The sequence below is a fragment of the Acinetobacter sp. CIP 102136 genome (assembly GCF_000369685.1).
Taxonomy (GTDB): domain Bacteria; phylum Pseudomonadota; class Gammaproteobacteria; order Pseudomonadales; family Moraxellaceae; genus Acinetobacter; species Acinetobacter fasciculus.
On record NZ_KB850142.1, the window covers coordinates 69,765 to 95,580 of the forward strand.

General features: G+C 44.3%; 24 protein-coding genes. 12 read left to right on the forward strand and 12 right to left on the reverse strand.

Annotated features, from left to right (window positions below):
- Nucleotides 1–197 precede the first annotated feature (197 nt).
- Entirely contained in the window at nucleotides 198–1,265 is a 1,068-nt protein-coding gene (locus tag F893_RS05825) for an SDR family oxidoreductase (RefSeq protein ID WP_005251071.1), read from the reverse strand.
- Between the two features lie 342 nt (nucleotides 1,266–1,607).
- Between F893_RS05825 and ftn the strand changes: the two genes are divergently transcribed.
- Nucleotides 1,608–2,072 carry a heteropolymeric bacterioferritin subunit Ftn gene (gene ftn / locus F893_RS05830; RefSeq protein WP_004279207.1) on the forward strand — a complete coding sequence of 155 codons (465 nt, stop codon included), beginning with the start codon at nucleotides 1,608–1,610 and terminating at the stop codon, nucleotides 2,070–2,072.
- 55 nt (nucleotides 2,073–2,127) lie between these two features.
- Here the strand turns inward: ftn and F893_RS05835 are convergent, their stop codons facing one another.
- The 5 genes from F893_RS05835 to F893_RS05855 form a co-directional block, all read right to left on the reverse strand.
- Entirely contained in the window at nucleotides 2,128–2,544 is a 417-nt protein-coding gene (locus F893_RS05835; protein ID WP_004279208.1) for an ExbD/TolR family protein, read from the reverse strand.
- A gap of 21 nt (nucleotides 2,545–2,565) precedes the next feature.
- Nucleotides 2,566–2,991 (reverse strand): ExbD/TolR family protein, encoded by a 426-nt coding sequence (locus tag F893_RS05840; RefSeq protein ID WP_005251074.1) that lies wholly within the window; start codon nucleotides 2,989–2,991, stop codon nucleotides 2,566–2,568.
- A gap of 16 nt (nucleotides 2,992–3,007) precedes the next feature.
- On the reverse strand, nucleotides 3,008–3,907 hold the full coding sequence (locus tag F893_RS05845; protein ID WP_155757262.1) for a MotA/TolQ/ExbB proton channel family protein: 900 nt from the start codon (nucleotides 3,905–3,907) through the stop codon (nucleotides 3,008–3,010).
- 36 nt (nucleotides 3,908–3,943) lie between these two features.
- Nucleotides 3,944–4,645: an energy transducer TonB gene (locus F893_RS05850; protein WP_004646084.1), complete on the reverse strand. Its 702-nt coding sequence runs from the start codon at nucleotides 4,643–4,645 to the stop codon at nucleotides 3,944–3,946.
- A 148-nt stretch (nucleotides 4,646–4,793) separates the two neighbouring features.
- A complete protein-coding gene (locus F893_RS05855) occupies nucleotides 4,794–7,460 on the reverse strand; it encodes a TonB-dependent receptor (RefSeq protein ID WP_005251078.1) in 2,667 nt (888 codons plus the stop codon).
- 724 nt (nucleotides 7,461–8,184) lie between these two features.
- Between F893_RS05855 and F893_RS05860 the strand changes: the two genes are divergently transcribed.
- From F893_RS05860 to F893_RS05885, 6 genes are read left to right on the forward strand one after another with little or no spacing between them, the layout of a single operon-like run.
- Entirely contained in the window at nucleotides 8,185–9,942 is a 1,758-nt protein-coding gene (locus tag F893_RS05860) for an ABC transporter substrate-binding protein (protein ID WP_005251087.1), read from the forward strand.
- Nucleotides 9,943–9,964: 22 nt separating this feature from the next.
- On the forward strand, nucleotides 9,965–11,767 hold the full coding sequence (locus tag F893_RS05865) for an ABC transporter substrate-binding protein (protein WP_005251088.1): 1,803 nt from the start codon (nucleotides 9,965–9,967) through the stop codon (nucleotides 11,765–11,767).
- Between the two features lie 20 nt (nucleotides 11,768–11,787).
- Nucleotides 11,788–13,794 (forward strand): M3 family metallopeptidase, encoded by a 2,007-nt coding sequence (locus F893_RS05870; RefSeq protein ID WP_005251091.1) that lies wholly within the window; start codon nucleotides 11,788–11,790, stop codon nucleotides 13,792–13,794.
- 12 nt (nucleotides 13,795–13,806) lie between these two features.
- On the forward strand, nucleotides 13,807–14,745 hold the full coding sequence (locus F893_RS05875) for an ABC transporter permease (protein ID WP_004279216.1): 939 nt from the start codon (nucleotides 13,807–13,809) through the stop codon (nucleotides 14,743–14,745).
- Nucleotides 14,746–14,752: 7 nt separating this feature from the next.
- Nucleotides 14,753–15,904 (forward strand): ABC transporter permease, encoded by a 1,152-nt coding sequence (locus tag F893_RS05880; protein WP_005251093.1) that lies wholly within the window; start codon nucleotides 14,753–14,755, stop codon nucleotides 15,902–15,904.
- A 10-nt stretch (nucleotides 15,905–15,914) separates the two neighbouring features.
- Nucleotides 15,915–17,651, forward strand: a complete 1,737-nt coding sequence (locus tag F893_RS05885; RefSeq protein ID WP_005251094.1) for an ABC transporter ATP-binding protein — start codon at nucleotides 15,915–15,917, stop codon at nucleotides 17,649–17,651.
- Nucleotides 17,652–17,707: 56 nt separating this feature from the next.
- Here the strand turns inward: F893_RS05885 and rluB are convergent, their stop codons facing one another.
- Genes rluB through F893_RS05900 form a run of 3 tightly spaced genes read right to left on the reverse strand, consistent with a single transcriptional unit; the run spans nucleotide 17,708 to nucleotide 20,183 of the window.
- Nucleotides 17,708–18,760: a 23S rRNA pseudouridine(2605) synthase RluB gene (gene rluB / locus F893_RS05890; protein ID WP_005107723.1), complete on the reverse strand. Its 1,053-nt coding sequence runs from the start codon at nucleotides 18,758–18,760 to the stop codon at nucleotides 17,708–17,710.
- Nucleotides 18,761–18,801: 41 nt separating this feature from the next.
- Nucleotides 18,802–19,392, reverse strand: a complete 591-nt coding sequence (scpB, locus tag F893_RS05895) for an SMC-Scp complex subunit ScpB (protein ID WP_005251096.1) — start codon at nucleotides 19,390–19,392, stop codon at nucleotides 18,802–18,804.
- On the reverse strand, nucleotides 19,389–20,183 hold the full coding sequence (locus F893_RS05900) for a segregation and condensation protein A (protein ID WP_005251098.1): 795 nt from the start codon (nucleotides 20,181–20,183) through the stop codon (nucleotides 19,389–19,391). Before F893_RS05900 ends, scpB begins: the two co-directional genes overlap by 4 nt.
- A gap of 503 nt (nucleotides 20,184–20,686) precedes the next feature.
- On the opposite strand from F893_RS05900, the gene F893_RS05905 reads away from it, so the two are divergent.
- Nucleotides 20,687–21,166: a hypothetical protein gene (locus F893_RS05905; protein WP_005251100.1), complete on the forward strand. Its 480-nt coding sequence runs from the start codon at nucleotides 20,687–20,689 to the stop codon at nucleotides 21,164–21,166.
- An 81-nt stretch (nucleotides 21,167–21,247) separates the two neighbouring features.
- Here F893_RS05905 and F893_RS05910 read toward each other — a convergent pair whose 3' ends face one another.
- The 3 genes from F893_RS05910 to F893_RS05920 form a co-directional block, all read right to left on the reverse strand.
- On the reverse strand, nucleotides 21,248–21,532 hold the full coding sequence (locus F893_RS05910) for a hypothetical protein (RefSeq protein ID WP_005251102.1): 285 nt from the start codon (nucleotides 21,530–21,532) through the stop codon (nucleotides 21,248–21,250).
- A 45-nt stretch (nucleotides 21,533–21,577) separates the two neighbouring features.
- Nucleotides 21,578–22,195: an L-threonylcarbamoyladenylate synthase gene (locus tag F893_RS05915; RefSeq protein WP_004646095.1), complete on the reverse strand. Its 618-nt coding sequence runs from the start codon at nucleotides 22,193–22,195 to the stop codon at nucleotides 21,578–21,580.
- A gap of 87 nt (nucleotides 22,196–22,282) precedes the next feature.
- Nucleotides 22,283–22,945 carry an elongation factor P hydroxylase gene (locus F893_RS05920; RefSeq protein WP_004279225.1) on the reverse strand — a complete coding sequence of 221 codons (663 nt, stop codon included), beginning with the start codon at nucleotides 22,943–22,945 and terminating at the stop codon, nucleotides 22,283–22,285.
- A gap of 97 nt (nucleotides 22,946–23,042) precedes the next feature.
- On the opposite strand from F893_RS05920, the gene F893_RS05925 reads away from it, so the two are divergent.
- The 4 genes from F893_RS05925 to fabG all read left to right on the forward strand — a co-directional run bounded on the left by F893_RS05925 (nucleotide 23,043) and on the right by fabG (nucleotide 25,801).
- The gene (locus F893_RS05925; RefSeq protein ID WP_004279226.1) at nucleotides 23,043–23,600 is read left to right on the forward strand and encodes a YceD family protein; all 558 of its coding nucleotides are present in this window, start codon (nucleotides 23,043–23,045) and stop codon (nucleotides 23,598–23,600) included.
- 77 nt (nucleotides 23,601–23,677) lie between these two features.
- The gene (gene rpmF, locus F893_RS05930) at nucleotides 23,678–23,860 is read left to right on the forward strand and encodes a 50S ribosomal protein L32 (RefSeq protein ID WP_004279227.1); all 183 of its coding nucleotides are present in this window, start codon (nucleotides 23,678–23,680) and stop codon (nucleotides 23,858–23,860) included.
- Nucleotides 23,861–24,083: 223 nt separating this feature from the next.
- Nucleotides 24,084–25,070, forward strand: a complete 987-nt coding sequence (gene fabD / locus F893_RS05935; RefSeq protein WP_005251104.1) for an ACP S-malonyltransferase — start codon at nucleotides 24,084–24,086, stop codon at nucleotides 25,068–25,070.
- Complete coding sequence (fabG, locus tag F893_RS05940) at nucleotides 25,067–25,801, forward strand: 3-oxoacyl-ACP reductase FabG (RefSeq protein WP_005251106.1); 735 nt, start codon at nucleotides 25,067–25,069, stop codon at nucleotides 25,799–25,801. The genes fabD and fabG overlap by 4 nt, the downstream gene beginning before the upstream one ends.
- Nucleotides 25,802–25,816 lie beyond the last annotated feature (15 nt).

The following is a 25,816-nucleotide window of genomic DNA, read 5'->3' on the forward strand; positions in this document are numbered from 1 at the left end:
TTTAGACTCCGCAGGGAATTTACCTAAACATCTAGAAAGTTTACTGGAGAAATCGAGGAGGTATGTTTTGCCTGAGAGAAGGGTTAGAAGTTGCCCACGAGTTGTGAAAGGAAAACCGCAGAAATACCCAAGAAAATGCCAGTCAATTTCTTAACTGACTGGCATTACACCTTCGGGTGGCTTTTTGCATAAAAAGATTAAGGAATATATTTTTTCACAACACCATCATCGAGTAGCTGCTGGAAATGTTCAACCAGACTTTCTTTCACCGGACGATACTCAATGCCGAGCTCATTTTTACTTTTCTGGGCATTAAAGAAAATTGGATAACCCATATTTAGCTCTACAAATTTGCGGCTAAAACCTGCTACAGGCCCGAACAGTTTGAAAGCTGCCTTCGGCAATTGATTGCGTGGGAACGGAAATTTATTACCAAAATGCGCCCGCAGAATTTGGCCCATTTCCAGCAGGCTCAAGCTTTCACTGCAAATGATATAACGGCCATGCGCTTGCGGATTAAACGCAGCACGGATATGCGCTTCAGCGACATCCTGAACATCGACCACGCCATTCCACATCGGTGGAACGCCAAGCAGGGTCATGCCGTTGGCAAACTGTTGCAGGACTTCCACACTGCCGGATTGGGTATTTGGGGTTAAGGATTGACCAAAAACCAGTGCAGGATTGATACAGACCAGATCCCAGCGATCCTGTGCTTCAGCCATTTCCCAGGCTTTACGCTCTGCCATGACTTTGGAATAAGGATAAGGCTGATGCGTGGCCGAACTGGTGGTATTCCAGCATGATTCATCAAAACTGTTATTCTCAGTTTGTAGAATATCAATGGCATCGCCATAAGTGGATGCGATACTCGATGTGACGATTACGCGTTTCACTGATTCAGTCTGATTGACACTATTCAGTACATTTTCAGTGCCTAATACCGCAGGTTCGATAATATCTTTGACTGCATCTTTATAGTTGGTGACCACAAAAGGTGAGGCCATATGAAAGACAATTTCACAGCCTTGCATCGCCTGATCAAAAGAACCCGGGCTTAATAAATTGGCCTGAAATAACTTGAGAGTTCCCGGAGTGCTGTCGGCAATTTTTTCTAAATGGGCAAAGCTCTTACTTTTATTCAGGTCGCGCACCGTGGCATGTACGGTATAGCCTTGCGTGAGTAATTTCTGGATGACCCAGCTGGCAATATAACCCGATGCACCGGTAACCAGAACCGGCGCTGTTGTTTGTGGATGTGTCATATCGGAACCGTTGTTGTTTTAAATTTGTGTGAATGATAAGCGAAATTTAAGCATGAAGTACGCCAATGCAGTGATGTTTATACAAAAAGAATGAATCTGTCTGGTCAAAATTAAGATTTACAAATTTTAACGCATGTGTTTATTCGCCAGTTTTAGGTTATTGCCAAGCGTAATGAAAGTGCAAAGTGTTGTTTTATAAATGGGATTTCATTAAGAACAAAGTGTAAATGCAAGTACTTCTCATTTTAATTATATAAAAATCAAATATTTAACCATGGTTAAGCTTTGCAAATTCAATTGCTTTTCGCCATAATAGCAAAATACAGGTAGGGAGTTATTCAAATGCGCGGAAATCCAGAAGTCGTAGATTATTTAAATATGTTGATCGGTGGCGAACTGGCTGCTCGTGACCAATACTTGATTCACTCTCGTATGTATGAAGATTGGGGATTGACCAAAATCTTTGAACGTATCGATCACGAAATGCAAGAAGAGTCCCAGCATGCGGATGCGATTATCCGTCGTGTTCTGTTCCTTGAAGGAACGCCAAACATGCAGCGCGATGACGTTGAGATTGGCGAGGATGTGGTGAGCTGCCTGAAAGCCGATCTAAAACTTGAATATCATGTGCGGGAAAAACTGGCGCAGGGCATCAAACTGTGCGAAGAGAAAGGTGACTATATCAGCCGTGATATGTTACGCCAGCAAATGTCGGATACCGAAGAAGACCATACTTACTGGTTAGAAAAACAATTGCGCTTAATCGAACTGATTGGTCTGCAAAATTATATTCAGTCACAGATGTAAAACCGGATGAATAAAAAACCCAGCACATGCTGGGTTTTTTATATCTTGAAAATACTTAGTTGTTATTACTCATAATGCCAATTTTTTTGACCTCCAGCCTTTGAGCTGCCGCCATGACCATCGCAATATGCTTGTATTCAGTGGCACGATCCGCCTTGATTTTAATCTGATCCTGATCTGCTTTTTGCGCTACTGTCTTGAATAAGTTTTCCAGAGCTTGGGTATTTGCTACCGGCTGTTCATTCCAGAAAATCTTGCCTTGTGCATCCAGACGTAATTCCACCAGCTCAGGCGGTTTTTCATCGGTTACAGGAGGCGTTCCATTCGGTAGATCGATATTAATCGAGTTATTCGGCAAAGGAATTGTGATAATAAACATAATCAACAAGACCAGCATGACATCAATCAGTGGTGTCATGTTGACATCTAGCATCACATCATCGTCTTGATTTGAACCAACATTCATACCCATAAACTTAATCCTTCTTTGTGCTTAAGGTGTAGCGGGCGGAGTGGTGACAAAAGCAATTTTGCCAATACCGGCCTGTTGGGTGGTACTAATCACCTGATCAATTGCTTCATAAGGTGTTAACTGATCACCACGAATATGCACTTCAGGCTGCGGACGTTTCTGTGCTTCTGCCTGTAAACGGCTCAGTAAAACTGTTTTATCTGCAATATAAATTTCGTTCCAGAAAATATCGCCAGTTTTATTGACAGCCAGCTGGATGTTTTCCTGTTTGGTTTCATACGGTACATTTCTTTCTTCAGGCAGATCGACAGGTACGGTATGAATGGCAACCGGTACAGTAATCAGGAAGATAATGAGCAGAACCAGCATAATATCAACCAAAGGTGTGGTATTAATGGTTCCAATTACCTCATCATCGCTGTCGTTTGAATTGACCATCATTCCCATGGCTGATGCCTCACTCTTACTTCACGTCACGATTAACAGAATTATTGGTTGTAATTTCACCGCTGAGTAATACCGCGTGTAAATCAGAACCAAAGGTACGGACTTCTTCCATGACCGCTTTATTACGACGCGTTAACCAGTTGTAGCCAAGCACGGCAGGAACTGCGACTGCCAGACCGATGGCTGTCATGATCAGTGCTTCACCGACTGGGCCGGCAACTTTATCAATGGATGCTTGTCCTGAAACACCAATCGCGGTAAGTGCGTGATAGATACCCCAAACCGTACCAAACAGGCCAACAAAGGGCGCAGTAGAACCTACTGTCGCAAGGAAGGCCAGGCCACCACTCAGATGGTTCTGGATTTTGTCGATTGCACGGGAAATCGAAATGGTGACCCAGGTATTGAAATCAATACGCTCAAGTAATGTGCCACCATGATTTTTGGTTGACTTGATACCTTTTTCCGCAATAAAACGGTAGACGCTGGCTTCATCCAGATTCTCGGTTGCATTATCTAGAGAAGATGATTCCCAGAAAGTATTTTCAGCTTGCTTAGCCTGTTTGCGAATCTTGCCTTGTTGCAGGCATTTGCTGATCATGATGTACCAGGTACCGATCGACATGACCACCAGAATAAACAAAGTGATTTTAGAAACAATATCACCTTCTTTCCACATGGCTTCTAGGCCATAAGGATTGTATCCAGCTTTTTCATCGCTAGCTTCAGCAGGCAGTGGTGGCGGGGTCGGTGTAGCCGCTGTTGCAGGTGTTGTTACCACTGTTTCAGTGACAGCACTGGTATTGGGGGTAGCGGACTGTTCTGCAAAAACTGTTTGCAGAGGTAATAAAGTGCTCATGGCAATTACACCAGCAGCAGTCATATTTTTTAAAGGTTTTAGTGATTTTTTCATCATGGATCTCCTGATTTTTTTCTTTATCTGTTGTATCTGTTAGTCAAGGACAAATTCATATGGAATGTCATACCAAGATTCTTGCGGTTCGCCATTTTTCATTGCCGGCTTGAAAGTACATAAGCTGAAGGCCTTGGATGCTGCACGATCCAGCGCACGACTACCGCTCGACTTTTTCACTTTGGCATCCTGGACCTTGCCGGTGGTATTTACATATACAGAGATCAAGACTTCACCTTGTTCTTCATTCATCAGTGCATCACGTGGATAGTCTGGGCGTTTACAACCTGCTTCACCTTGTGAAACACCACGAGTTACGCCAGCGGGTGGAGGAGCTGGGGCTGGAGCGGCTGCGACTACTGGAGCCGGTGCTGCTACCGGACTTGGTGAAGGACTCGCTGCAACGGGAGTAGGTACTGCAACAGTTGTCGGTTGGGTTGGTGTTGGAAGTGTTTTCTGTACAGGAACGACTTTTTCAACCGGTTTCACCTCAGGCACTTGTGCTACTTTTTCCACGATTTTTGGTGGTTCAGGTGGTGTTTCTTTTGGTGGCTCAGGTTCAGGCGGCTTAATATCTTGAATAATCATTAGCTCAACTGGCTGTTCCGTTGGTTTAATAATGTCTTTTGCCATACCAGCCATGAGTACCAGGCCAACCAGGATATGCAAAAAAACAACGACCCCAATACCAGTCAGTTTTTTGGCGGAGTTTTTTTCTAAGTCTTCAAACTTTGTGCCCATCATGACTCCTAGAATTTAAGACAAACAGGAAATAGTGCACTGATGAGAAAATTTTTTTAGTTACAGGCAGCATTATTTTTTGTTTGGCTAAAATTAAACGGGGAAAACCGCAAACACCGCTTGGCAGCAGTGTTTGCGAAGTAATTAATTAAAAGAATTTATAAGTACCACGTAGGAAGTAGGTACGGCCCATTGGATCACCGTGACGAGGGTCATAGCCATATTGAGCATTGTTGGTTGCATCAGAAGCAGGTGGTTCTGCATCAAACATGTTGCGAATACCTGCAGTTAGCTCTAAATTCTTGAATCCGCTATAGGTGCCTGCAAAGTTATAAAGCGTATAGGCACTTACATCACGTTCTTGAGAAAAGTCTTCATAACCACGGATATATTGTTGTTCTAGTCTCATTTTCCAGTCTTCATAAGACCAGTTGATATTGGCAATATGTCTCCAGCGGACGACTGCAGGATCATCATAGATGCCGACGAGCCCTTCCCATTCACCGTTTGGTTCTTCTTGCTCATCCATTTTGATGACATAGGTACCATCAATCCCAAAACCAAAACGGCCTGTTGCTGTCATTGGGCTTAAGTAGTTCAGGCTGAGGTCAATCCCTTCAGTTTTTAATCCACCCATATTTTGTAGAGTTGTATTTAAATACTGGATACGACCATCTGGAGCGTAAACGATCAGATTGCCATAGCGATCAAGGTCATTAAAAATGTCATTAGGAGTAACTGAGCTGACTAAACCTTCAATGTCAATATTGTAGTAATCAGCGGTGAATACCAGATTCTTGATTGGTTCATATACGAATCCGGCTGTAAAAGAGGTTGATTCTTCTGGCTGTAAGTCTGGGTTACCACCTTGTTTACGCTTGAACTGCATACCACATTGGTCTGCAAATTGGGTGCTGGTCGGTTGACCGTTAGCATCACAAAAACGTGGGTTATTGAAGTTAGTGCTAGTATTGGTTTCACTTTGTAAAGAGTTGATTTCCCACATACTTGGGGCACGGAATCCAGTGCTATAAGAGCTACGGAACATTAACTCTTTAACCGGTTCCCAACGTAGAGATACTTTTGGATTGAAAGTGTCACCAAAGTCACTATAGTCATCATAACGTGCTGCAAGTTGAGCTTCTAAACTCGGCAAGATCGGAATGTGCAATTCTGTAAATACTGCAGTAATATCGCGGTCACCGGAGCTTGAAGGCTTGTCCGGGTCAATACCACTTCCTGGAACCTGGCGAACAAGATCAGCATTCACTTTGGCTTCCCAGTCCTGGGTTGTAAAGCTTCCGCCTAATGCAAATCCAACTTCACCTGCAGGAAGTTCATAGATCGGACGGCTGACAGTGAAATCTACAGTGGTAGAATCCAGGCTTGCCATATTTGTAGGACCAACTGCATCAAAGGTTGACCATTTTCCAGCATCTGCAGCTGCCTGAGGACCAAATGGGTTTAATGTGCCATCATTGAGCGCAGCTTGAACTTGGCTCTGGTTCAGATAGCCACTTACGAAATTGTCGGTTGCTTCACCTTTGGCATAGGTTACGCCACCATTTAGATCCCAACCTGCAACTTCACCTTCAATCCCGACAAAGAACCGGTTTGATTCATTCACTGATTGAGAAACACGGTTACCTGACTGTGAACGTAAAAAAAGTGGGACTCTTGAATCTGCAAGACCCGCAATACCTGGGGTAATACCTTGGCCAGGGTAATATTTGCTGGTATTTGGAATAGAAAGGGTTCCAGCCCATACATCTGGAGCAATTGAAGTTGTCACTTCACTTTCGGTATAAATATATTCAGCAACGGCATTTAATGAATCGGTTAATTTGAATGTACCTTTGGCTAAAGCAGAAAAGGTTTCTTCATCTGGGGTAATGCCAATAAGTGCTTGAGTATTTAACAGGCAGCGACTACCTGAGATAAACATATTCGGGGCATTATTACAGTTCTGATTGATATAAGGGTTAACGATGCCTAGACTTGAAGATTGCAAGTTAGCAGGAAAGCCCGAACCGGAACCAATCGCCATGTTGAGTTCAGGAATCAAACCACCACGACGGCTGACTTTACGATCTTTGGCCATGATCATGTCAGAAGTACGATAATCGACTACACCGTAAACGTTGAAACCTTGTTCATCCAGATCACCATAACCACCGAAAATAGAGACATCATATTTGTCGCCATTTTTTTCTTCAGGTGCTTGCAGTCCACCAGAAATACCAAAACCTTGGTATTCTTTTTTGATAATAAAGTTAATTACCCCAGCAATTGCATCAGCACCATAAACCGCAGAAGCGCCATCGCGCAGAATCTCGATTCGCTCAACCATCGCGAGTGGAATAATATTCAGGTTGACTTCAGAAGTACTAAATGGGCTATTCGCCAAACGACGCCCATTTAATAAAACTAAGGTCTTATCAGTACCAATCCCACGCAGGTTGGCAGAAGAACCTGAAGTATTACTTTTACCAATATTTTGAGAAACAGCAAAACCAGCTTGGTTAGCACTTACTTTATTAATGGCTTCTTCAACCGTGGTGACCCCCTGATTCACCAGATCTTCGACTTTAAGCACAGTAATAGGAGATGCACTTTGTGCAGCTACTCCTTTAATAGATGAACCTGTCACTGTCACTTTTTGAACCTTGGTAGGTTGAGCGGCAGAGTTTTCTGGTTCATCGGCTGCATGTGCCAAAGACAAGCACATCATACTTAAGGTAAGCGTACTTAACTTGAGTATTGTCTTGCCAACTGTTGGAGCCCCCATAGATCCGACTAGTTTGTTTATTTTCATCGTAATTTTCACCCTTTTGTTATGTGAAGTAGTGCTGGGAGGACTTAAGCAAAGCGAATGCCAACTTATAAATTATTAATTTTAAAAAATATTAAGTGATTGAAAAAATTATATTTAATTTGATTTTTTTGGAGATTTACTAAGTTTTGATGAAGAAAAATTAAGAGAGTGGGGTTTAAAATCTGAAGAAAGTCTCTATAGGAAACCATGAGAAAGTAAAAAATAAATATTTAATGAATAAGAAAGGAATCTAAAACTGAAAGAGAAATTGAATAAAGTTTAATCATGGTGCATAATTTTTACATAAAATATATAATATTTTTTTAAAATAAATTATTTATAATACAAGTACTTGTGTTTATTTATTGTTTACCTAAAGGTATACAATAGTGCAATAAGATGAAACAGGGTTGAGTTATTTTTGTGCAGACTAGGCTTGGAGCTAGATTTTAAGAATAAATATTAAATTAATGATTCATGGAAAATATTATGTTATTGATAATGTTTTAAATGATTAATAAAAATAAGCTTTTTTGAGTTAATAACAGGAAAAAATCGTTATTTTTCGAGGATGGCATGAAATTCGCTTTGTTCATTTTATTCCATCTGTCCAGCTTTGACCCATCCATTGAAGCAAATATGGGATGATGTGTTAAAGACTTCCTATAGCAATAAAACTTCAAGATCAAGAATAGGTACAAATTTGAAATCAGCACTTTTCAGCATGACAATTTTGGCCTTGGCCATGACTACGGGGCAAGCCTCTTGGGCAAAATCATCTGCACATCCGGATAAAGTTTTAAACTTGGCTTTCGAAGCACCTGATGATGGTTTTGATATGGTCAAAACCTATAATTTTTATAGTGGTAGCGTTGCTGAAGCCATTTTTGAACCTTTATTGCGTTATGACTATCTGGCGCGGCCGGCAATTCTGGTACCAAATACCGCCGAATCCTTACCCAAGGTTGAACAGGATGGCAAAGTCTATACCTTTAAAATCAAGCCAGGAATTTATTTTAGTCCTGATCCTGTATTTCAGGGCAAGAAGCGTGAACTGGTGGCACGTGATTATATCTACTCCATGCAAAGGATCATGGATCCCACAAATCATTCTCCGTCTTTTTCTTTTATTGAGGGAAAAATTCTTGGGGCAGATCAGGTCATCCAGCAGGCTAAAAAAACTGGCAAGTTCAACTACGATGCGCCTATTCCCGGTTTAAAAGCACTAGATAAATATACTTTACAAATCACCTTGACCCGTTCCGATCTGAATTTTCCATATATTCTGGCCTATGTTGCTTTTAGTGGTACCGCACGGGAAGCGATCGAACATTATGGTCATCGGGCAGGTCAGCATCCGGTTGGAACAGGGGCGTATCAGTTACACAAATATGTGCCGCGTAGCCGTATTGAACTGACTGCCAACCCGAATTATCGCGGTTTTGTCTGGAACTTTAAGGGCGATGGTTCCGAATGGGATCAACGTATTGTCAAAGCCATGCAAGGCAAGCAGATGCCGCAAATTGGCAAGGTCAAAATCAGTATTATTGAAGAAGAACAGTCTCGCTGGCTGGCTTTAAAGTCTGGACAACTGGACTATGACAAACTCACTGCGAGCGGTGCCGAACAGGCACTGGAAAATAAGCAGCTGAAAAGTGAATACAAGAAAAAAGGCATCCTGCATTATCCGAATAAAGAACCGGAAATTACCTATACCATCATGAATATGCGTGATCCGTTAATTGGTGGAAATTCACTGGAAAAAATTGCCTTACGTCGTGCTCTTGCCTTGTCCTATAACCAGAAAGAAGCTATCCAGCAGCTGTACAAAGGTCATGCCGATAAAGCTGAAATGATTTTGCCAGAGGGAGTGGGTGGACATGACTCGAAGTATAAAAGCAGTATTGCTTATAACCCATTACTGGCCAATAAACTGCTTGACCGCTTTGGTTATAAGAAAGGCGCTGATGGTTACCGCACCTTGCCCGATGGCAAACCTTTGACACTAAAAATGAATTCAACCAGTTCAAGCTCTTCGGTGATTTCTGCAGAATTATGGAAAAAGAATCTGGATGCGATCGGGGTACGAATTGATTTCAAGGTCAGTAATTTTGCTGACAATTTAAAAGAAGCCACCCAATGCAAGCATATGATGTGGGGGGGAGCCTGGATTGCGGACTATCCGGAAGGGGAAAACTTTGCCCAGTTACTGTATGGGCCAAATGCGCAGCAAGGCAACCTGAGTTGCTATACCTCAAAAGCCTATGACGCATTGTACCAGACTGCGATGAAACTGCCGCCGCAGCAGCGGACGCCATATTATGAGCAGATGAACCGCCAGATGGAGGCCGATAATCCGTGGATTCTGCACAATACCCGGATACGTAACTGGTTGGTTCATCCGCATGTACAGGGCTTTAAGGCCCATCCGGTGACCAGAGCAGTTTGGCAATATATGGATATTGAACCTGTTAAAAAATAACCTGAGAAGATTAAGAACCAGTATGAATGTGAATAAAAATACTTTAAAAAAACTGGCCAGTGGGGTGTTAATGGCTGGTTTGATGATGGCAGGGAGTGCACCGACATGGGCCAGCAATCCTGCCAACCCGAATAAGGTTTTAAAAACAGTATTTCCGGCGGCTGAAACCGGTTTTGATCCGGGTTATATCCATGACCGTTATTCAGCCAAGATTAATGCCGCGATTTTTGAGACCTTATTTACCTATGACTATCTGGCCTCGCCAGCGAAACTGATACCCTTGACTGCAGTAAGTCTGCCTCAAGTGAGTGCAGACGGTTTGACTTATACCATCAAAATCAAAAAGGGTATTTACTTTGCCGATGATCCGGTCTTCGGCGGTAAAAAACGTGAACTGACCTCGTATGACTATGCTTATAGCTTAAAACGTCTACTGGACCCAAAGCTGCATTCACCGAACAGCTGGTTGCTGGATGGTCGAATTAAAGGGCTGGACGCATGGATGGCCCTAACCAAAAAGAATGGCAAAGCCTATGAAAATCCGTTTGAAGGTATTCAGACCCCAGACCGCTATACCCTGGTATTAAAGCTGAATAATCCGGATCAGAACTTTCCGATGTTGCTGGCACATGGGCCTGCCGCTGCAGTAGCTCGTGAAGTGATTGAAAAATATAAAGACAAGGCGGGTTGGGTCATGAATAGGCCAGTGGGAACTGGTCCTTATGTGCTCAGCCGCTGGACACCCGGCTCACGGATTATTTTAAAACCAAATCCAGCTTATCGTGGTTTTGTCTGGGACTTTAAAGCCAGTGGTGCAGAAGATCAGGCTATTGTAAAAGCCATGCAGGGCAAAAAAATGCCTCAAATCGGCACTATTGATGTGCGTATTATTGAAGAAGCGCAATCACGGATGCTGGCATTCAAGAAAAATGAACTGGACTTGCTCGAAATTGAGGGCGATATCGTCGTTCAGGCCCTCGATGGTGACAAATTAAAACCGGAACTGGCCCAGCAGGGAGTGAAGCTGTCACGTATTTTAGAGCCCTCCATTAGTTACCATTACTGGAATATGCAAAACCCAGTCGTGGGTGGTTTCGCGCCAGAAAAAATTGCCTTACGTCGTGCTATGGCGATGGCATTTTCTGTGGAAAACATGATCAATGTATTACTTAAGGGAGATGGAGCAAAACTGCACATGCCTATTCCCCCAGGAGTAGCAGGCTATTCACCGTCCTATAAAAGCAGTATTCCCTATTCAGTCAAAGCAGCCAACATGTTGCTCGACCGCTATAACTACAAGATCGGTGCAGATGGCTGGCGAAAGACGCCTGAAGGTAAACCTCTGGTGATTGAACTGATTACTGGGAATACCAGTCGGGGCCAGCAACAGGGTGAGTTCTGGAAAAAGACCCTGGACAGTATTCATATTCGATTGACCAGTAAGGCCATGCCATTTGCTGAAGGCATCAAGCTGGAAAAGCAATGTAAAACCATGTTTAAGAGTTCTGCATGGATTGCCGATTATCCGGATGCTGACAACTTTATGCAGTTGTTCTATGGCAAGAATATCAATGTCACCAACAATGCCTGTTTCAAGCATCCTGAATTCGACCGTCTATACGAACAAACCCAGAGCATGCCGCCTGGACCGGAGCGTGATCTGCTCTACCGCAAAATGACCCGGATTCTGGAAGTCAACATGCCGACCTTGATGCTCTATAGCACCTACCGTAACGCTTTGACCCAACCCCAAATTATTGGACATAAGTCCCATCCGATTCTGTCTTCAGAATGGATGTATATCGATATTAATACGAAAAAGTAAGAAAAAATCTGGAGATGAATATGAAATCAAAATCTTTAAAATTAAGTACCTTATGTTTAATGATGATGGGGGGATATCAAGGTGTAGCGGCAGATACCCAAGTACAGCTGCTGCCATTATTCAAGGCTGCAGAAATTCCGTCTTTATGTGATGCCAGTCTGGCCTCCATGCAAAAAGATATCCAGATATTTGAAAATAAGAAAATTAAAAATAAAGCCAAGGCAGGGCCTTATCTGGCTGAATGGGATGAGTTGCATGCCAAAGCCCGGGATTTCGGTGCAGCAGTAGGGCTGTACAGTAATGTCGATCCGGATCCTGTATTGCGTCAGGCAGCCGATGACTGTGAACTTAAAATCAGCAAATACCAGACCACCCTGTATCAGAATCCGAAACTGTATGGACAGTTCAAAAAACTGAAAGCCAGTGATCCGATTGATCAGAAATTTTTAGAAGATATTCTGGAGCAGTTTGAAAACACCGGGGTACAACTCAGTACAGAAAAACAGAAACGATTGAAAGAAATTATTGAAGAAAGTACCAAACTGGGACAGGACTTTTCCAAAAATGTGCGGGATAACCCTGAAAAGGTTGAATTTACTCCAGCTGAAATGAAAGGCCTGCCAGAAAGTTACATCGCAAATTTAAAGAAAAATGAAAAGGGTGATTATCTGCTTGGCTTTGATTATCCGGAATATCAGCCTTTTATGGAGCTGGCAGAAAATGATGAAGCACGCAAACGCTACCAGACCGCTTACACGCGTCGCGGGACCGAACAAAACCTGCAATTCATGAAAAAGGCCATTGATCTGCGTTATGAAATGGCACAACTTTTTGACAAGGAAAGCTATGCCCATTCTGCACTTGAATTCCGCATGGCCAAAACTCCGGAAGCAGTGAACGGTTTTCTGGATGAGGTTTATGCCAAAGTTGCACCTCTAGAAAAGCAGGATGTAGAACAATTACGCCAGTTCAAGGCTGAAACTTTAAAAGTTCCACTAGAGAAAGCAGAAATTACACGCTGGAATCAGGGTTACTGGAGTGAAAAACTGCGTCAGGCCAAATACAAGGTAGACCAGGAAAAATTGCGGGATTATTTCCCGACAGAAGCATCGCAAAAATGGTTATTCGCTATTTCTTCGGAACTCTATGGCATTGAGTTCAAGCCGGTGAAAGTTAAGGCCTGGCATGATGAAGTGGAATATTATGCGGTACATGACAAAGCTACGGGCGAATTTCTGGGCGGATTATATGTCGATAAATACCCGCGTGAAGGCAAATATGGGCATGCAGCTGTCTGGGGAGCTTATGGCGGCAGTACCCTGAATCAGCGTCGTCCGGTATCGGTACTGGTGACCAATTTTAACCGTAAGGGCTTGAACAGCAACGAACTGGAAACCTTTGTGCATGAAATGGGTCATGCCTTGCACGGGATTCTATCGAAAACCCGCTATACAGAACAATCTGGTACTTCGGTAGAGCGTGACTTTGTTGAAGCGCCGTCACAGATGTACGAAGAGTGGGCACGTCGTCTGGAAACCTTGTCAAAAGTAGCAGATTACTGTGAGCCAGCATGTCCTCGGGTGGATGCTGCCATGACCGAGCGCTTAAAGAATGTGAAGAATTACGGCCGAGGCCTGCATTATGCCCGTCAGGCTTTATATGCCCAATATGATATGGCCTTGCATGGTAAAGATGCAAAAAACATTGAGCCTTTAAAACTCTGGCAGGATATGGAAGGTAAAACTGCCTTGGGTTATGTTAACGGTCAGCAGTTCCCGGGACAGTTCGGGCATCTGATGGGCGGCTATCAGGCAGGTTACTATAGCTATATGTGGTCTGAGGTCATTGCCCTGGATATGCTTTCTTCCTTTGGCGATCAGCTGATGGACAAGAAAGTCGGTGCGCATTATCGCAATACGGTCCTGGCTCAAGGTGGTCAAAAGCATGGCGAGCAAATGGTGAAAGACTTCTTGGGTCGTGATCCGGACAGCAAAGCTTTCTTTAATGAAATCTCTGGAAAAAATTAAGGAAGACAAGCGATGCTGGCATATATTATTCGACGGCTTTGGCAAATGATCCCGACCATGCTCGGGGTGATTTTGCTGATATTCCTGCTGTTTAACTGGGTAGGCGGAGACCCTGCCTATATTCTGGCCGGTAAAATGGCCAATGCGGAACAGATTGAAAACATCCGTCAGCAACTGGGTGTGGATCAACCGTATTACGTACAACTCTGGATCTTTATCAAGCAGATTTTAACCTTTGATTATGGGGTGAGCTGGAGCACCGGGGAGTCGGTGGCACAGATTATCACTACCCGTTTGGGGCCCTCACTGACCATTTTGATTCCACTGACCATTCTGCAAACTATTATTTCTATCATTTTGGCTTTGGGGGTGGCTTCGGTTCGTGGTTCTTTGACTGATCGCATGATCATGATGCTGTGTACGATCGGTATGTCGATCAGTATTCTGGTATACATCATCGTGTTCCAGTATTTCCTGGCTTATGAATTGAGCTGGTTTCCGGTACAGGGCTGGAGTGATAATTTCGCCGATAATCTTTTCAAATATGCCTTGTTACCTGTGCTGATTATGTTGGTGGTAAGTATTGCACCAACACTACGCCTGTATCGTAGTTTCGTACTGGATGAAGTCAATCAGGACTATGTACGTACTGCGCGTGCCAAAGGCCTGGGTGAAAACCGTATCATGGGCGTGCATGTCTTGCGCAATGCCTCGATTCCGATTATTACCGATGTCATGGCAGGACTTCCGGCACTGCTGATCGGTGCTTTCCTGATTGAACGTTTTTTTGGTATTCCTGGAATTGGCCGTGAAGTCATTATTGCGGTAGAACGTTCCGATTTTCCTGTGATTAAAGCCATTACGGTCTATGTTGCTGCTGCGACCATGATATTCAACCTGATTGCCGATCTGATCTATAAATGGGTCGATCCGCGTGTACAGTTGAAGTAGGTGAATTATGCTGAGTGCGATATTTAAAAAAGAACAAGCGGCTGAAGCAGTACCTGAATCGGCTTCAACAGGATTATGGCAACTGGCCATGCGCCGTTTGAAACGTGACCGGATTGCCATGTTTTCCCTGTATGTGGTGCTGTTTTATCTGCTGCTGCTGGTACTGTCAATGAGCGGCCTAATTGCCAAAGACTGGAATAAAGAAGTGGCGGTCAGCTATGCACCGCCGAGTTTTATCAGTGCAGCGCCAGTTCCGGTTGCATCTGATACAGAGCAGGGCACGGAATCTGTGCCTTTACCGGTCAATCCAGTTGATCCTTTAAAAGATGTCATTGCTGAATTGAATGCTGAAATTGCTGCTGAGCAGGGTGCAGGTGCAGGCATCGATTATTATGGAGTGGTCGATCCGCTGGCAGAAGACATGAAGGCCATTAATCAGGAGCTCGGCGGCCAGCTTATGGATGAAAGTGGGGAACTCAAGCAAAGTCTGGTCTTTGGCGCCGATAAATGGGGTCAGGATGTTTTACAGAAAACCATTAAGGGGGCTGAAACCTCGATTCTGGTTGGACTGATTGCAGCTTTTGTCGCTGTACTGATTGGGACTGCACTGGGTGCAATAGCAGGTTACTTTGGTGGCTGGGTCGATGATGTCCTAAACTGGTTCTATAATATCTTTACCTCGATTCCCTATCTGTTGCTGGTTTTGGCCATTGCCGCAGTGTTACAGCAGAAAGGTATTTTATCAATCATCCTGATTTTAGGTCTGACTGGCTGGACCGGGGTCTTCCGTTTGGTTCGTGCTGAATACATGAAGCATACGGCACGTGAATATGTGCTGGCTGCCAAGGCGATTGGCGTGAGTAATATGCGTCGTATGTTTGTCCATATTTTTCCCAATGTCAGCCATATTGCCCTGGTACAGATGTCTATTCTGGTGGTGGCATTTATCAAGTCCGAAGTCATTTTGAGCTTCCTCGGTTTCGGTGTGCCTATCGGGGTAGTGTCATGGGGCAGTATGCTAAATGAAGCACAAAGCGAGCTGATTTTGGGTAAATGGTGGCAACTGGCGGCAGCCTCAATCGCCATGGCGGTATTGGTAACTGCTTTCTCGATGTTTACCGATGCACTCCGTGATGCATTAGATCCAAAACTGAAATAGGAGCGCAACGATGTCTGAAATCACTCCAAGCACAGCACCTGCGCTACTTCGCGTAGAAAATCTGCGAGTCAGTTTTAAAGGTGAAAATAAAGAATATATTGAAACCGTAAAAGGAGTTTCTTTCGAGATTCCGGCCAATACCACGGTTGCACTGGTAGGCGAATCGGGGAGTGGCAAGTCGGTCACTTCCCTCGCCACTATGGGCCTGCTTCCGGCAGAAAGCGCACGTATTTCAGAAGATAGCCAGATCATCTTTGAAGGGAAAAACCTGCTCAAGCTTAAAACCCGTGAAATGCGCCAGATGTGTGGCAAAGACATTGCCATGATTTTTCAGGAGCCGATGTCTTCGCTAAATCCGGTATTTACAGTAGGCATGCAGATTGCAGAAATCCTGCAACTACATTTGGGCATGAATAAAAAACAGGCGCGGCAACGTACCCTGGAACTGCTCAAAGAAGTGGGGATCCCTGCGCCAGAAACTAAAATTGATGCCTATCCGGGGCAGCTTTCCGGTGGACAGCAGCAACGCGTCATGATTGCCATGGCCATTGCCTGTGAGCCTAAACTATTGATTGCAGATGAACCGACCACCGCTCTGGATGTGACTATTCAAAAGCAGATTCTGGACTTGCTGGAATCGCTGCGTCAGCGTCGCCAGATGTCGATGCTGTTTATTACCCATGATTTAGCATTGGTTGGTGAAATTGCCGATCAGGTTATTGTGATGCGCCATGGGGAAATCCGTGAACAGGGTCCGGTTCGGGAGGTGCTGGACCGGCCTCAGGACATGTATACCAAAGCCTTGTTGCACTGCCGCCCGCAACTCTCGCAACGTCCGCTACGTTTGCCGATGATTAGTGATTTTATGAAACAGGATGGCTCAACCTGGCTGGAAGATATCCGCCTGAATACTCAGCTTCCGCAACGTTCACGTGGACTAAAAGGCGGAGAGGAAATTATTCTGGATGTACGGGATCTGAAAAAATCTTTTTATAGTCGTAAAGGACTGTTTGGCAAAGATGAGTTTCAAGCAGTAAAAGGAGTTTCTTTCCAGCTGGCCAAAGGAAAAACCTTGGGGCTGGTCGGGGAGTCCGGTTCGGGTAAAACCACCATCGGTTTATTACTGATGCGTCTGCAACAGGCTACAGGTGGTAAGGCACTGTTTCAGGGGCGGGATATTCTGGATATGTCGGAACAGGAATTTACCCAGTATCAACGTAAAATCCAGATCATATTCCAGAATCCCTATGCTTCGCTGAATCCACGTTTTACTGTTGGACAAATCCTGATGGAACCGATGCAGATTCACAAGATTGGTCAGGATGATGCCGAACGCAAACAAATGGCTTTAGACTTGTTGGAGAGGGTCAGCTTGCCTGCACAGGCTTTTTATCGTTATCCGCATGAGTTTTCTGGTGGTCAGCGTCAGCGGATTGCAATTGCACGCTGCCTGACCTTAAAACCCGAGATTTTAATCTGTGATGAATCGGTCTCGGCGCTGGATGTATCAGTACAGGCGCAAGTGCTGAATTTACTGCAAGACTTACAGGATGAATTTGGTCTGAGCTATATCTTTATTTCGCATGATTTGTCGGTAGTAAAATATATTTCAGATCAGATCATGGTGATGAATCATGGGGAACTGGTAGAAATCGCCAATTCAGATGAGCTGTATCAATCGCCACAGCATGAATATACCAAGCGTTTACTCGGTGCTATCCCGCAAGGGATTCCACAAAGTGCCTGATGCATAAGACATAAAAAAGTCAGGCAATGTGCCTGACTTTTTTTTATTTATCTTAATTAAAATTTTTTAAAGCCTTTGTTGACACCATATGGACGACGCGGTGCATTTTCATCACGCTCTTCACGGCGGCCGAAACCTTGATCCGGACGATTTTCACGACGAACGAACTGAGTGCCATTCTGGTTTTCAGCTCTGTCACGACGACCATAAGCATTGTCATCACGGCGTTCACGGCCAGTATTATTTTGTGGTTGCTCATCGCTGTCACGACGTTGCTGACGCAAGAAACCACCACGGCGTGCAGCCATCGGTTTGTCCTGCATACGCTCGTTACGGCGTTTCGCCATACCAAACAAGCCAGTACCTTGACGTGGCTTTAATTCCACAGCTTTGGTCAGGTTGTCGATATCGTTTTTATCCAGTTCAATCCAGCGACCGGTACGCAGTTCGCGTGGCAAAATCACAGTACCATAACGGGTACGCAGTAGACGGCTGACTTTCAGGCCTTGTGATTCAAAGATACGACGTACTTCACGGTTACGACCTTCTTTTACTACCACCTGGAACCAACGGTTGATCCCGTCACCACCGAGTTCAGAGAAAGATTCGAATTTTGCCGGACCATCGTCTAGCACCACGCCTTTGAGCATGTTGTTACGAATTTGTGGTGTAACTTCACCCATGACACGAACTGCATATTCACGTTCGATTTCATTCGATGGGTGCATCAAGCGATTCGCAAGTTCACCATCATTTGTGAATAAAAGCAGACCGGTCGAGTTAATATCCAGACGACCCACCATTACCCAGCGATCGCCCGGAATAGCAGGCAGCTGTTCAAATACAGTCGGACGGTTTTCAGGATCGCTACGTGAGCAGATCTCGCCTTCAGGCTTGTAGTAAATAATGACACGACGACGGATTTCGTCTTCAATCTGGAAGGCAACTTTACGACCATCGATGCGAAGCTCATCACCTGGTTCGATTCGTTCACCCACTTGGGCAATTTGCCCGTTGACACTTACACGACCCGCGGCAATGACTTCTTCCATATAACGGCGAGAACCCAAACCAACGCGTGCAAGCACCTTTTGCAACTTTTCACTCATGACAGCATAACCTTAGAAATAATTATCAACAGTTCACCTATTTATGACTTCGGTGCATTCGCATCGAGGGCCATAAAAGCTTCCTTGGCATCCTGCAGGGGAGGCAATTGGCCCAAACTATTCAGGCCAAACGCATTTAAAAATTGTGGCGTTGTCATTAACAACGCAGGTCTTCCAGGGAGTTCACGAAATCCAGACTCTTTAATCCAGTTCCAGTCAAACAGCGTACGCAAGTTTTGACTGTTATTCGTGACACCACGAATCTGTTCAATATCCGCTCGAGTCACTGGCTGGTGATAGGCAATCACCGCAAGCGTCTCCAGTAATGAAGGCGACAAGCGAGCCGGTCGCTCAGGCCAGGTCTGTGCAATAATATTACGATATTTTGCACGCACTTGAAAACGATAACCTTGTGCTGTTTCAATCAGTTCGATTGAACGACCATGCATCAGCATGGAAAGTTGTTGTAAATACTGGCGTAATTCCTGCTTGCTATAGCGATCCTGAAAAGTTTCTTTCAGACGAGCCAATGAAACCGCAGAGTCGCTGGCAAAAATAATGGCTTCAAGCTGCATCAATACTTCATGCAGATTATCTTCTGCAGATAACAGCGTATTTTGATCGGGTGTCATTGGCTGGCTCCTTGAATCGCGAGCGGGGCTTCAATACCTGTAGCAATAATCTGAATTTTTTGTTGTCGGGTCAGTTCCAGTACCGCCATAAAGGTCACCACCATACCCATACGGCCTTGGCTCGGTTTTAACAACTCTTTGAAACTGAGTACGTCGCCAGTTTCAATACAACTTTCAATATAGGCAATCCGTTCTTCCAACAGTACCGGTTCCTGTTGTACCTGATGAATCACGGGTTCAGGACGGTTAAATATACAAAGCAAGGCATCACGCAATAAATCGCTTGAATAGCCTTCATTCGGCTGCTGGATTTCACCCAGACTGACATTGGTCGTGAAAGTGTCACGTTCCAGAATCGGCATCTGGCCCAGACGTTCTGCTGCCTGTCTAATTCTTAAATAATTTTCTAAACGGTCAATCAGTTCTTGTTTTGGATCCTGTTCAATCGCAGCCAGGCTTTTCGGTTTAGGTAACAGCAAACGTGATTTCAGATCTGCCAGTAAGGCTGCCATCACCATATAGTCGGCCGTCAGCTCGATGTTCAGGGATTTCATCGCGTCCATATAAGACAAATACTGCGCTGCAATCGGCGCGATATCGACCTGTAACAGATCAAAACCGTTTTTTTGAATCAGGTAAATTAAAAAGTCGAGTGGGCCTTCAAAATGTTCTAATAAGATTTCAAATGCCGCTGGAGGAATGTACAGATCCTCTGGAATTGTATCCTGCCATTCATCCAGAACCCGAATGTGCGGAGCAGATTCCATAGTGTTATGGATAATTTGAGTCATTACAATTATAGGCCACGCGAATTTTCAAAGGCATGCAAAGGCTTGATTTTCGGTATCTGATCGAAAGAAAAGCACAGGATTAAGCGTTGTCATTGTACTGGAAAAGTAACTTTAAATAAATTAAATAAGCCGTCAAAGCCATAAAAACTTAAAAAAATAATGGAATTTATCTACGATTTAAAAATAGCAACGAGAAAAACGGTAGAACCGGGCGGGAAATGCAGCGGTGATTTTCACTTTAAATTGGCTCTCATAATTAAGCGTATCTGGTAGATGATGCCAGTTGATTCACTTCAAAACTCGATCAATACAGTGATTCTCCTCAAAAGAGTAAATAAGCTAGCTGGCAGATATCGAATGATTTTTAAACGGATTTCCCATTAAAAAACATAAAATTAATAAGTATTAATAAAATATTTCCCCGTAATTTTTGGTCAAAAATACCGCTATACTCTCGAAAAATAGTCAAGAATCACAAAAATCAATAAAAAGGTGAAGAAAGTATGCCACTTATTCTGGTTGTTATTGGGATGATCGCATTCGGGGGATTTTGGGCTTACCCCAAATATCAGATTATGCAGCTTGAAGATGAAGCACGCACAGGACTGAAATCAGGTGGATTTTCAGCTTTTGCGGAACAGGCCCGACCTGTCATGCAGGCCATGAAAATGGATTTTAGTGTGCTGGACCAATATCCCAATATTCGTTTTTACATGCGGCATATGGCTTATGAGGGCGACCAGCTGGATGAGCGGATTAAACTGGATATGCAAGCCATGTCTTGTGAGTCGATCAATTCCTTTAAAGTCATGGAACCCAAAGCACGTACGGCGATGCTGAATGTACTGGAAGAAGATCAGATTGTTTTTCATGTGTATCTGAAAAATAAACTGGGTGAAGAGCTCATGCATCATGAACAGAAGCTATCGCAATGTCCAAATTTCATTGCGGTTCGTCATTATGAACGTAGTTCAGATTCCTAAACTGTCTTTGCCAGCCACTGCATATCTGCCGAATTGAAAAGAATAGAACTGCAACCTCTCACCATATGCTGTTTTAGATTTTCATGGTGAGGAATGATTGTATTCCTTGGTCGCAAATTCAATGATACGTTGGCAAGTCTCTGCCAGGCATACGTTCTGGTTTGAATAGATCTGCAACAACTGTCTCACTAGAGCCAACGTCAGGAAAAATTGGTACTCAGTATGATCAATATTTATAGTGAGATGGGGAGAAGGATGTGCTTCGACCAGGGCTGCCTTGGATTGCAGTGTCCAAGGCAGTTCTGCATAGATGAAATCCTGTACAGAAAATTCATGCTGATTCAGGAGCAAGTAAAATAAATCCATTTATTCTGACTCCTTCAATGTTTGTAGGAAATTCTCAGACCTCATTTATTCAAAGGCGCTGACATCTCCCATACCACGACGAATCACTTCTGGATGATCACCAGATAAATCTACAATAGAGGTCGTGCTCAAGGTGCCTAAACCACTATCTACAAAAACATCAATGCGTTTGCCCAGCTGCATTTCAATATCATAAGGATCATCGAGTGGGTCAGTCTGACCCGGTAAAATTAGGGTAGAGGTCAACAGCGGTTCACCGAGTTCTTTCAGTAACATTTGACACACCGGATTATTCGGAATGCGCAGACCAATGGTTTTCTTCTTGGGATGCATCAATCGACGTGGGACTTCGCTGGTCGCAGGTAAAATAAAGGTCGTGATGGCTGGTGTATTATTTTTTAGCAAACGGTACATGGCATTGTCCACCTTGGCATAAGTGGCAATATCGGACAAATCACAGCACAGAATCGCATATTGATGCTTTGGGCCCAGACCACGAATTTGCGCAATCCGCTCCATGGCACTCTTGTTTCCAATCTGGCAACCAATCGCATAGGCCGCATCAGTGGGATAGACCACCACATCACCCGCACGGATACGTTCCACTGCCTGACTGATTAAGCGGGGTTGCGGATTGTCGGGGTGTACGCGTAAATGCAGCATAGAGACTACTCCAAGCTTGGGCTAATGGCTTATTATGTGGCGCTCAGACAAGATCTGGCAATCATAAAAAAGGTAGATTTGTGTAATTTAATCAAGTATTTCACGTATAAATTCATCAGATTGTAAACTTTTGCCACCTCTGATGCAGATACAGATACATTGGATAAAGCGCGCTGCATCACATGGAAGTTTGGCTGTACCATTAAAATAAGCCTGTACTTGAGCGTAGACATTATCTTTAAAGCTGGCACCATCACCGCCGTCGCCAGTCAGGTTATCCAAAGAAACCCGAAATTTACGGCCAAAAGCCTGGGCAAACATCCACTCAATTGCCTGTGGCTTGATTTCCACCTGTTCAAATAAAGCCTGCTGTTCACGGGTCCGCCCATCCGGGGCATACCAGTAACCCAGATCAGGCAGCAGGCGGCGTTTGTCTCCGGCAATGGTCCAGTGGCTGATTTCATGCAAAGCGCTATTAAAGAAACCATGGGCAAACTGGATCCGGGCAGGACTGTTTGTACTTGCAGGGAAATATTCTGGTTCAAATTCGCCACGCACTAAAGTGACATTTAAATGGGAGAACCAGTGATTAAAGTGTAAGATGAGCCAGTCCACCTGCTGCGCTTCTGACGATAAATTCGCCCATGGCGAGAGTTGCACTTGTTGTGTTGAACTGTCAGAATCAAGGCTTGGAATTGTGCTAACGAGTGATGAAACATTCACTTCTGTTTGCGGCTGCAACAGATGCATGACTTGAGTTACCCAAATGGTCTGTCGAAATAAGTACAAAATTGTATCTTAATCTTTGACAGAGTACTGATGAATTTGTAGAATTGCCGCCTTAATTATGTCAGCAAATACCTTTCCGGCACAGATTGAGCCGTTTAAATGGGCTGAACAGGGCTTTAAATGGTCAGGTCAACTGCCTTTATCCCGCTTTGTTCGTATCGCTCGTGAAGCTGTTGGATCAATTGATGATCAATTGATTAACATAGACTGTAAGCTATCAATGGATGCCTATCATCGTATTGCATGGCTAGATGGTCACGTTGAAACAAAAGTTCCTATGGAATGCCAGCGTTGTCTGGAAACTGTAGAAATTGAACTGGTTTCATCGTTCCATTTGGCACTTGTGGATGATGAGTCACTGATAGAGCGCTTGGATGAGGATGCTGATTTCATCGTCCTAGGTGAAAGTGAAGCAACGACCAAAGGTGATTATGATGCACCGGCGACCGCTGATTTACTCGCGCTGATAGAAGATGAACTGTTATTGTTGATGCCGTTGTCGCCTAAACATGAGTTTTGTGAACATAAGCATCAACCTGCCGTAGAAGAAGTGGCTGAAGAAAAACGGGACAACCCGTTTGAAGTTTTGGCTGCTTTGAAGGGTAAACTTAACTAATTTTTGTGTTATACTCTTGTGTATAAGACAATCGAATTTGTTCTGATCCATTTTTTCGATCTTTGTAAGGAGCCATCATGGCCGTTCAGCAAAACCGTAAAAGTCGCTCTCGCCGTGACATGCGCCGTTCACATGACGCTTTAACCGAGAATGCATTAACTGTAGACCAAGCTACTGGCGAGACTCACCGTCGTCACCACGTATCTAAAGATGGTATCTACCGTGGTCGTCAATTATTCGCTAAAGCATCTGCTGAATAATTGGTGATGTATTAAGCGTCAAGCTTAGTAGAAAAAATGGGAGCATTTAGCTCCCTTTTTTTTGTCTTTGATTTTTAGGTGTATCGGTTTTTTGTTGTATTTGGCAATTACCGCCGACAAAATTACATGCTAAATTGCGCTCCACAATGATTTAGGTGGTCTTATTGGTCAGTCTTCTTGTTAGGATTGAAGAAGCACACCTCTTGAATGAAAGGATTTTATTATGTCTGCTACACCACTCGAACAAGCAGCGCCAGCAACAAAAACTGCATTTGTGTTTCCGGGTCAGGGTTCACAAAAGGCCGGTATGCTGGCTGAGCTTGCAGAACAGTTTGCGAGTATTCGCGAGACATTTGCAGAAGCATCTGAAGCCGTCGGTTTTGATCTGTGGCAGATTGCGCAAACTGGCGAAGGTCTGGATCAAACTGAATTTACCCAGCCGGTATTGCTGACTGCAAGTATTGCCTTATGGCGCGTGTGGTTGGAATCTGGCGGTGTAGCACCGAAATATCTGGCAGGCCATTCACTGGGCGAATACAGTGCATTGGTCGCATCGGGTGCTTTAAGCTTGGGTGATGCTGCGAAGTTGGTGAACCTGCGTGGCAAACTCATGCAGACTGCAGTACCTCAGGGTGTGGGTGCGATGGCTGCCATTTTGGGTCTGGATGATGCCAAAGTGATTGAGCTGTGTGCACAAGCAACTGCAGCAGGCGAAGGCTCGGTTGAAGCAGCCAACTACAATGCGCAAGGGCAGGTTGTCGTTGCAGGCAATAAAGATCGCGTTGAAGCAGTGATGGCATTAGCCAAAGAAAATGGCGGTAAAGCCATTGCACTACCAGTATCGGTTCCATCGCATTGTTCATTGATGAAACCTGCGGCAGAACAGTTTGCGCCAGCATTGGAACAAACCGCCATTGAGCTACCACGCATTCCTGTATTACAAAATGTGGGTGCGCAAGCGGCAACCAATGTAGATGAATTGCGTCAGGCATTGACCGCGCAACTTTATGAGTCGGTACAATGGACCAAAACCTTACAATTCCTTCAAGATGAAGGGATTGAGTACATCGTAGAATGTGGTCCGGGTAATGTATTGACCAACTTGGCGAAACGCTTGCCGAATATTCAAAAAGCACTTCCACTAGACAGTCAATCCCGTCTGGAAGATGCATTAAACACCGTATTGGCGGCAGAAGGGAAAAGTGCATGACACAGGAACGTAAAGTTGCTCTAGTAACAGGTGCAAGTCGTGGTATTGGTGCTGCGATCGCACGACAGTTGATTCAAGACGGTTATTTTGTCGTAGGTACTGCAACGTCTGAAGCAGGTGCGGAAAAATTATCGGCACAGTTTGCTGAAAATGGCGCTGGAAAAGTACTAGATGTACGTGATGGTGCTGCGATTGATGCGCTGGTAACGGACATTGAACAGAACTATGGTCCAGTCCTTGCGTTGGTCAATAATGCTGGTATTACCAAAGACAATTTGCTGCTGCGTATGTCTGAAGATGACTGGGATGATATTTTAAATATTCACCTGAAAGCAGTTTACCGTTTGTCTAAGCGTGTACTCAAAGGCATGACCAAGGCACGTTTCGGTCGCATCATTAACATCAGCTCTGTGGTGGCACACTTTGCCAACCCGGGGCAGGCCAACTATTCTGCTGCCAAAGCCGGAATTGAAGCCTTTAGTCGTAGTTTAGCCAAAGAGATGGGTAGCCGTCAGATTACGGTTAACTCGGTCGCACCAGGGTTTATTGCAACTGAAATGACGGAACAGTTAAGCGAAGAAATTCGTAAAAAAATGACTGAGCAAGTGGCGTTAAACCGTTTGGGTGACCCACAAGATATCGCAAATGCTGTAAGTTTCCTGGCTTCAGACAAAGCCAGTTACATTACTGGTACAGTTATGCATGTAAATGGGGGCTTATACATGAGCTAAGCTCAAGTATAAACT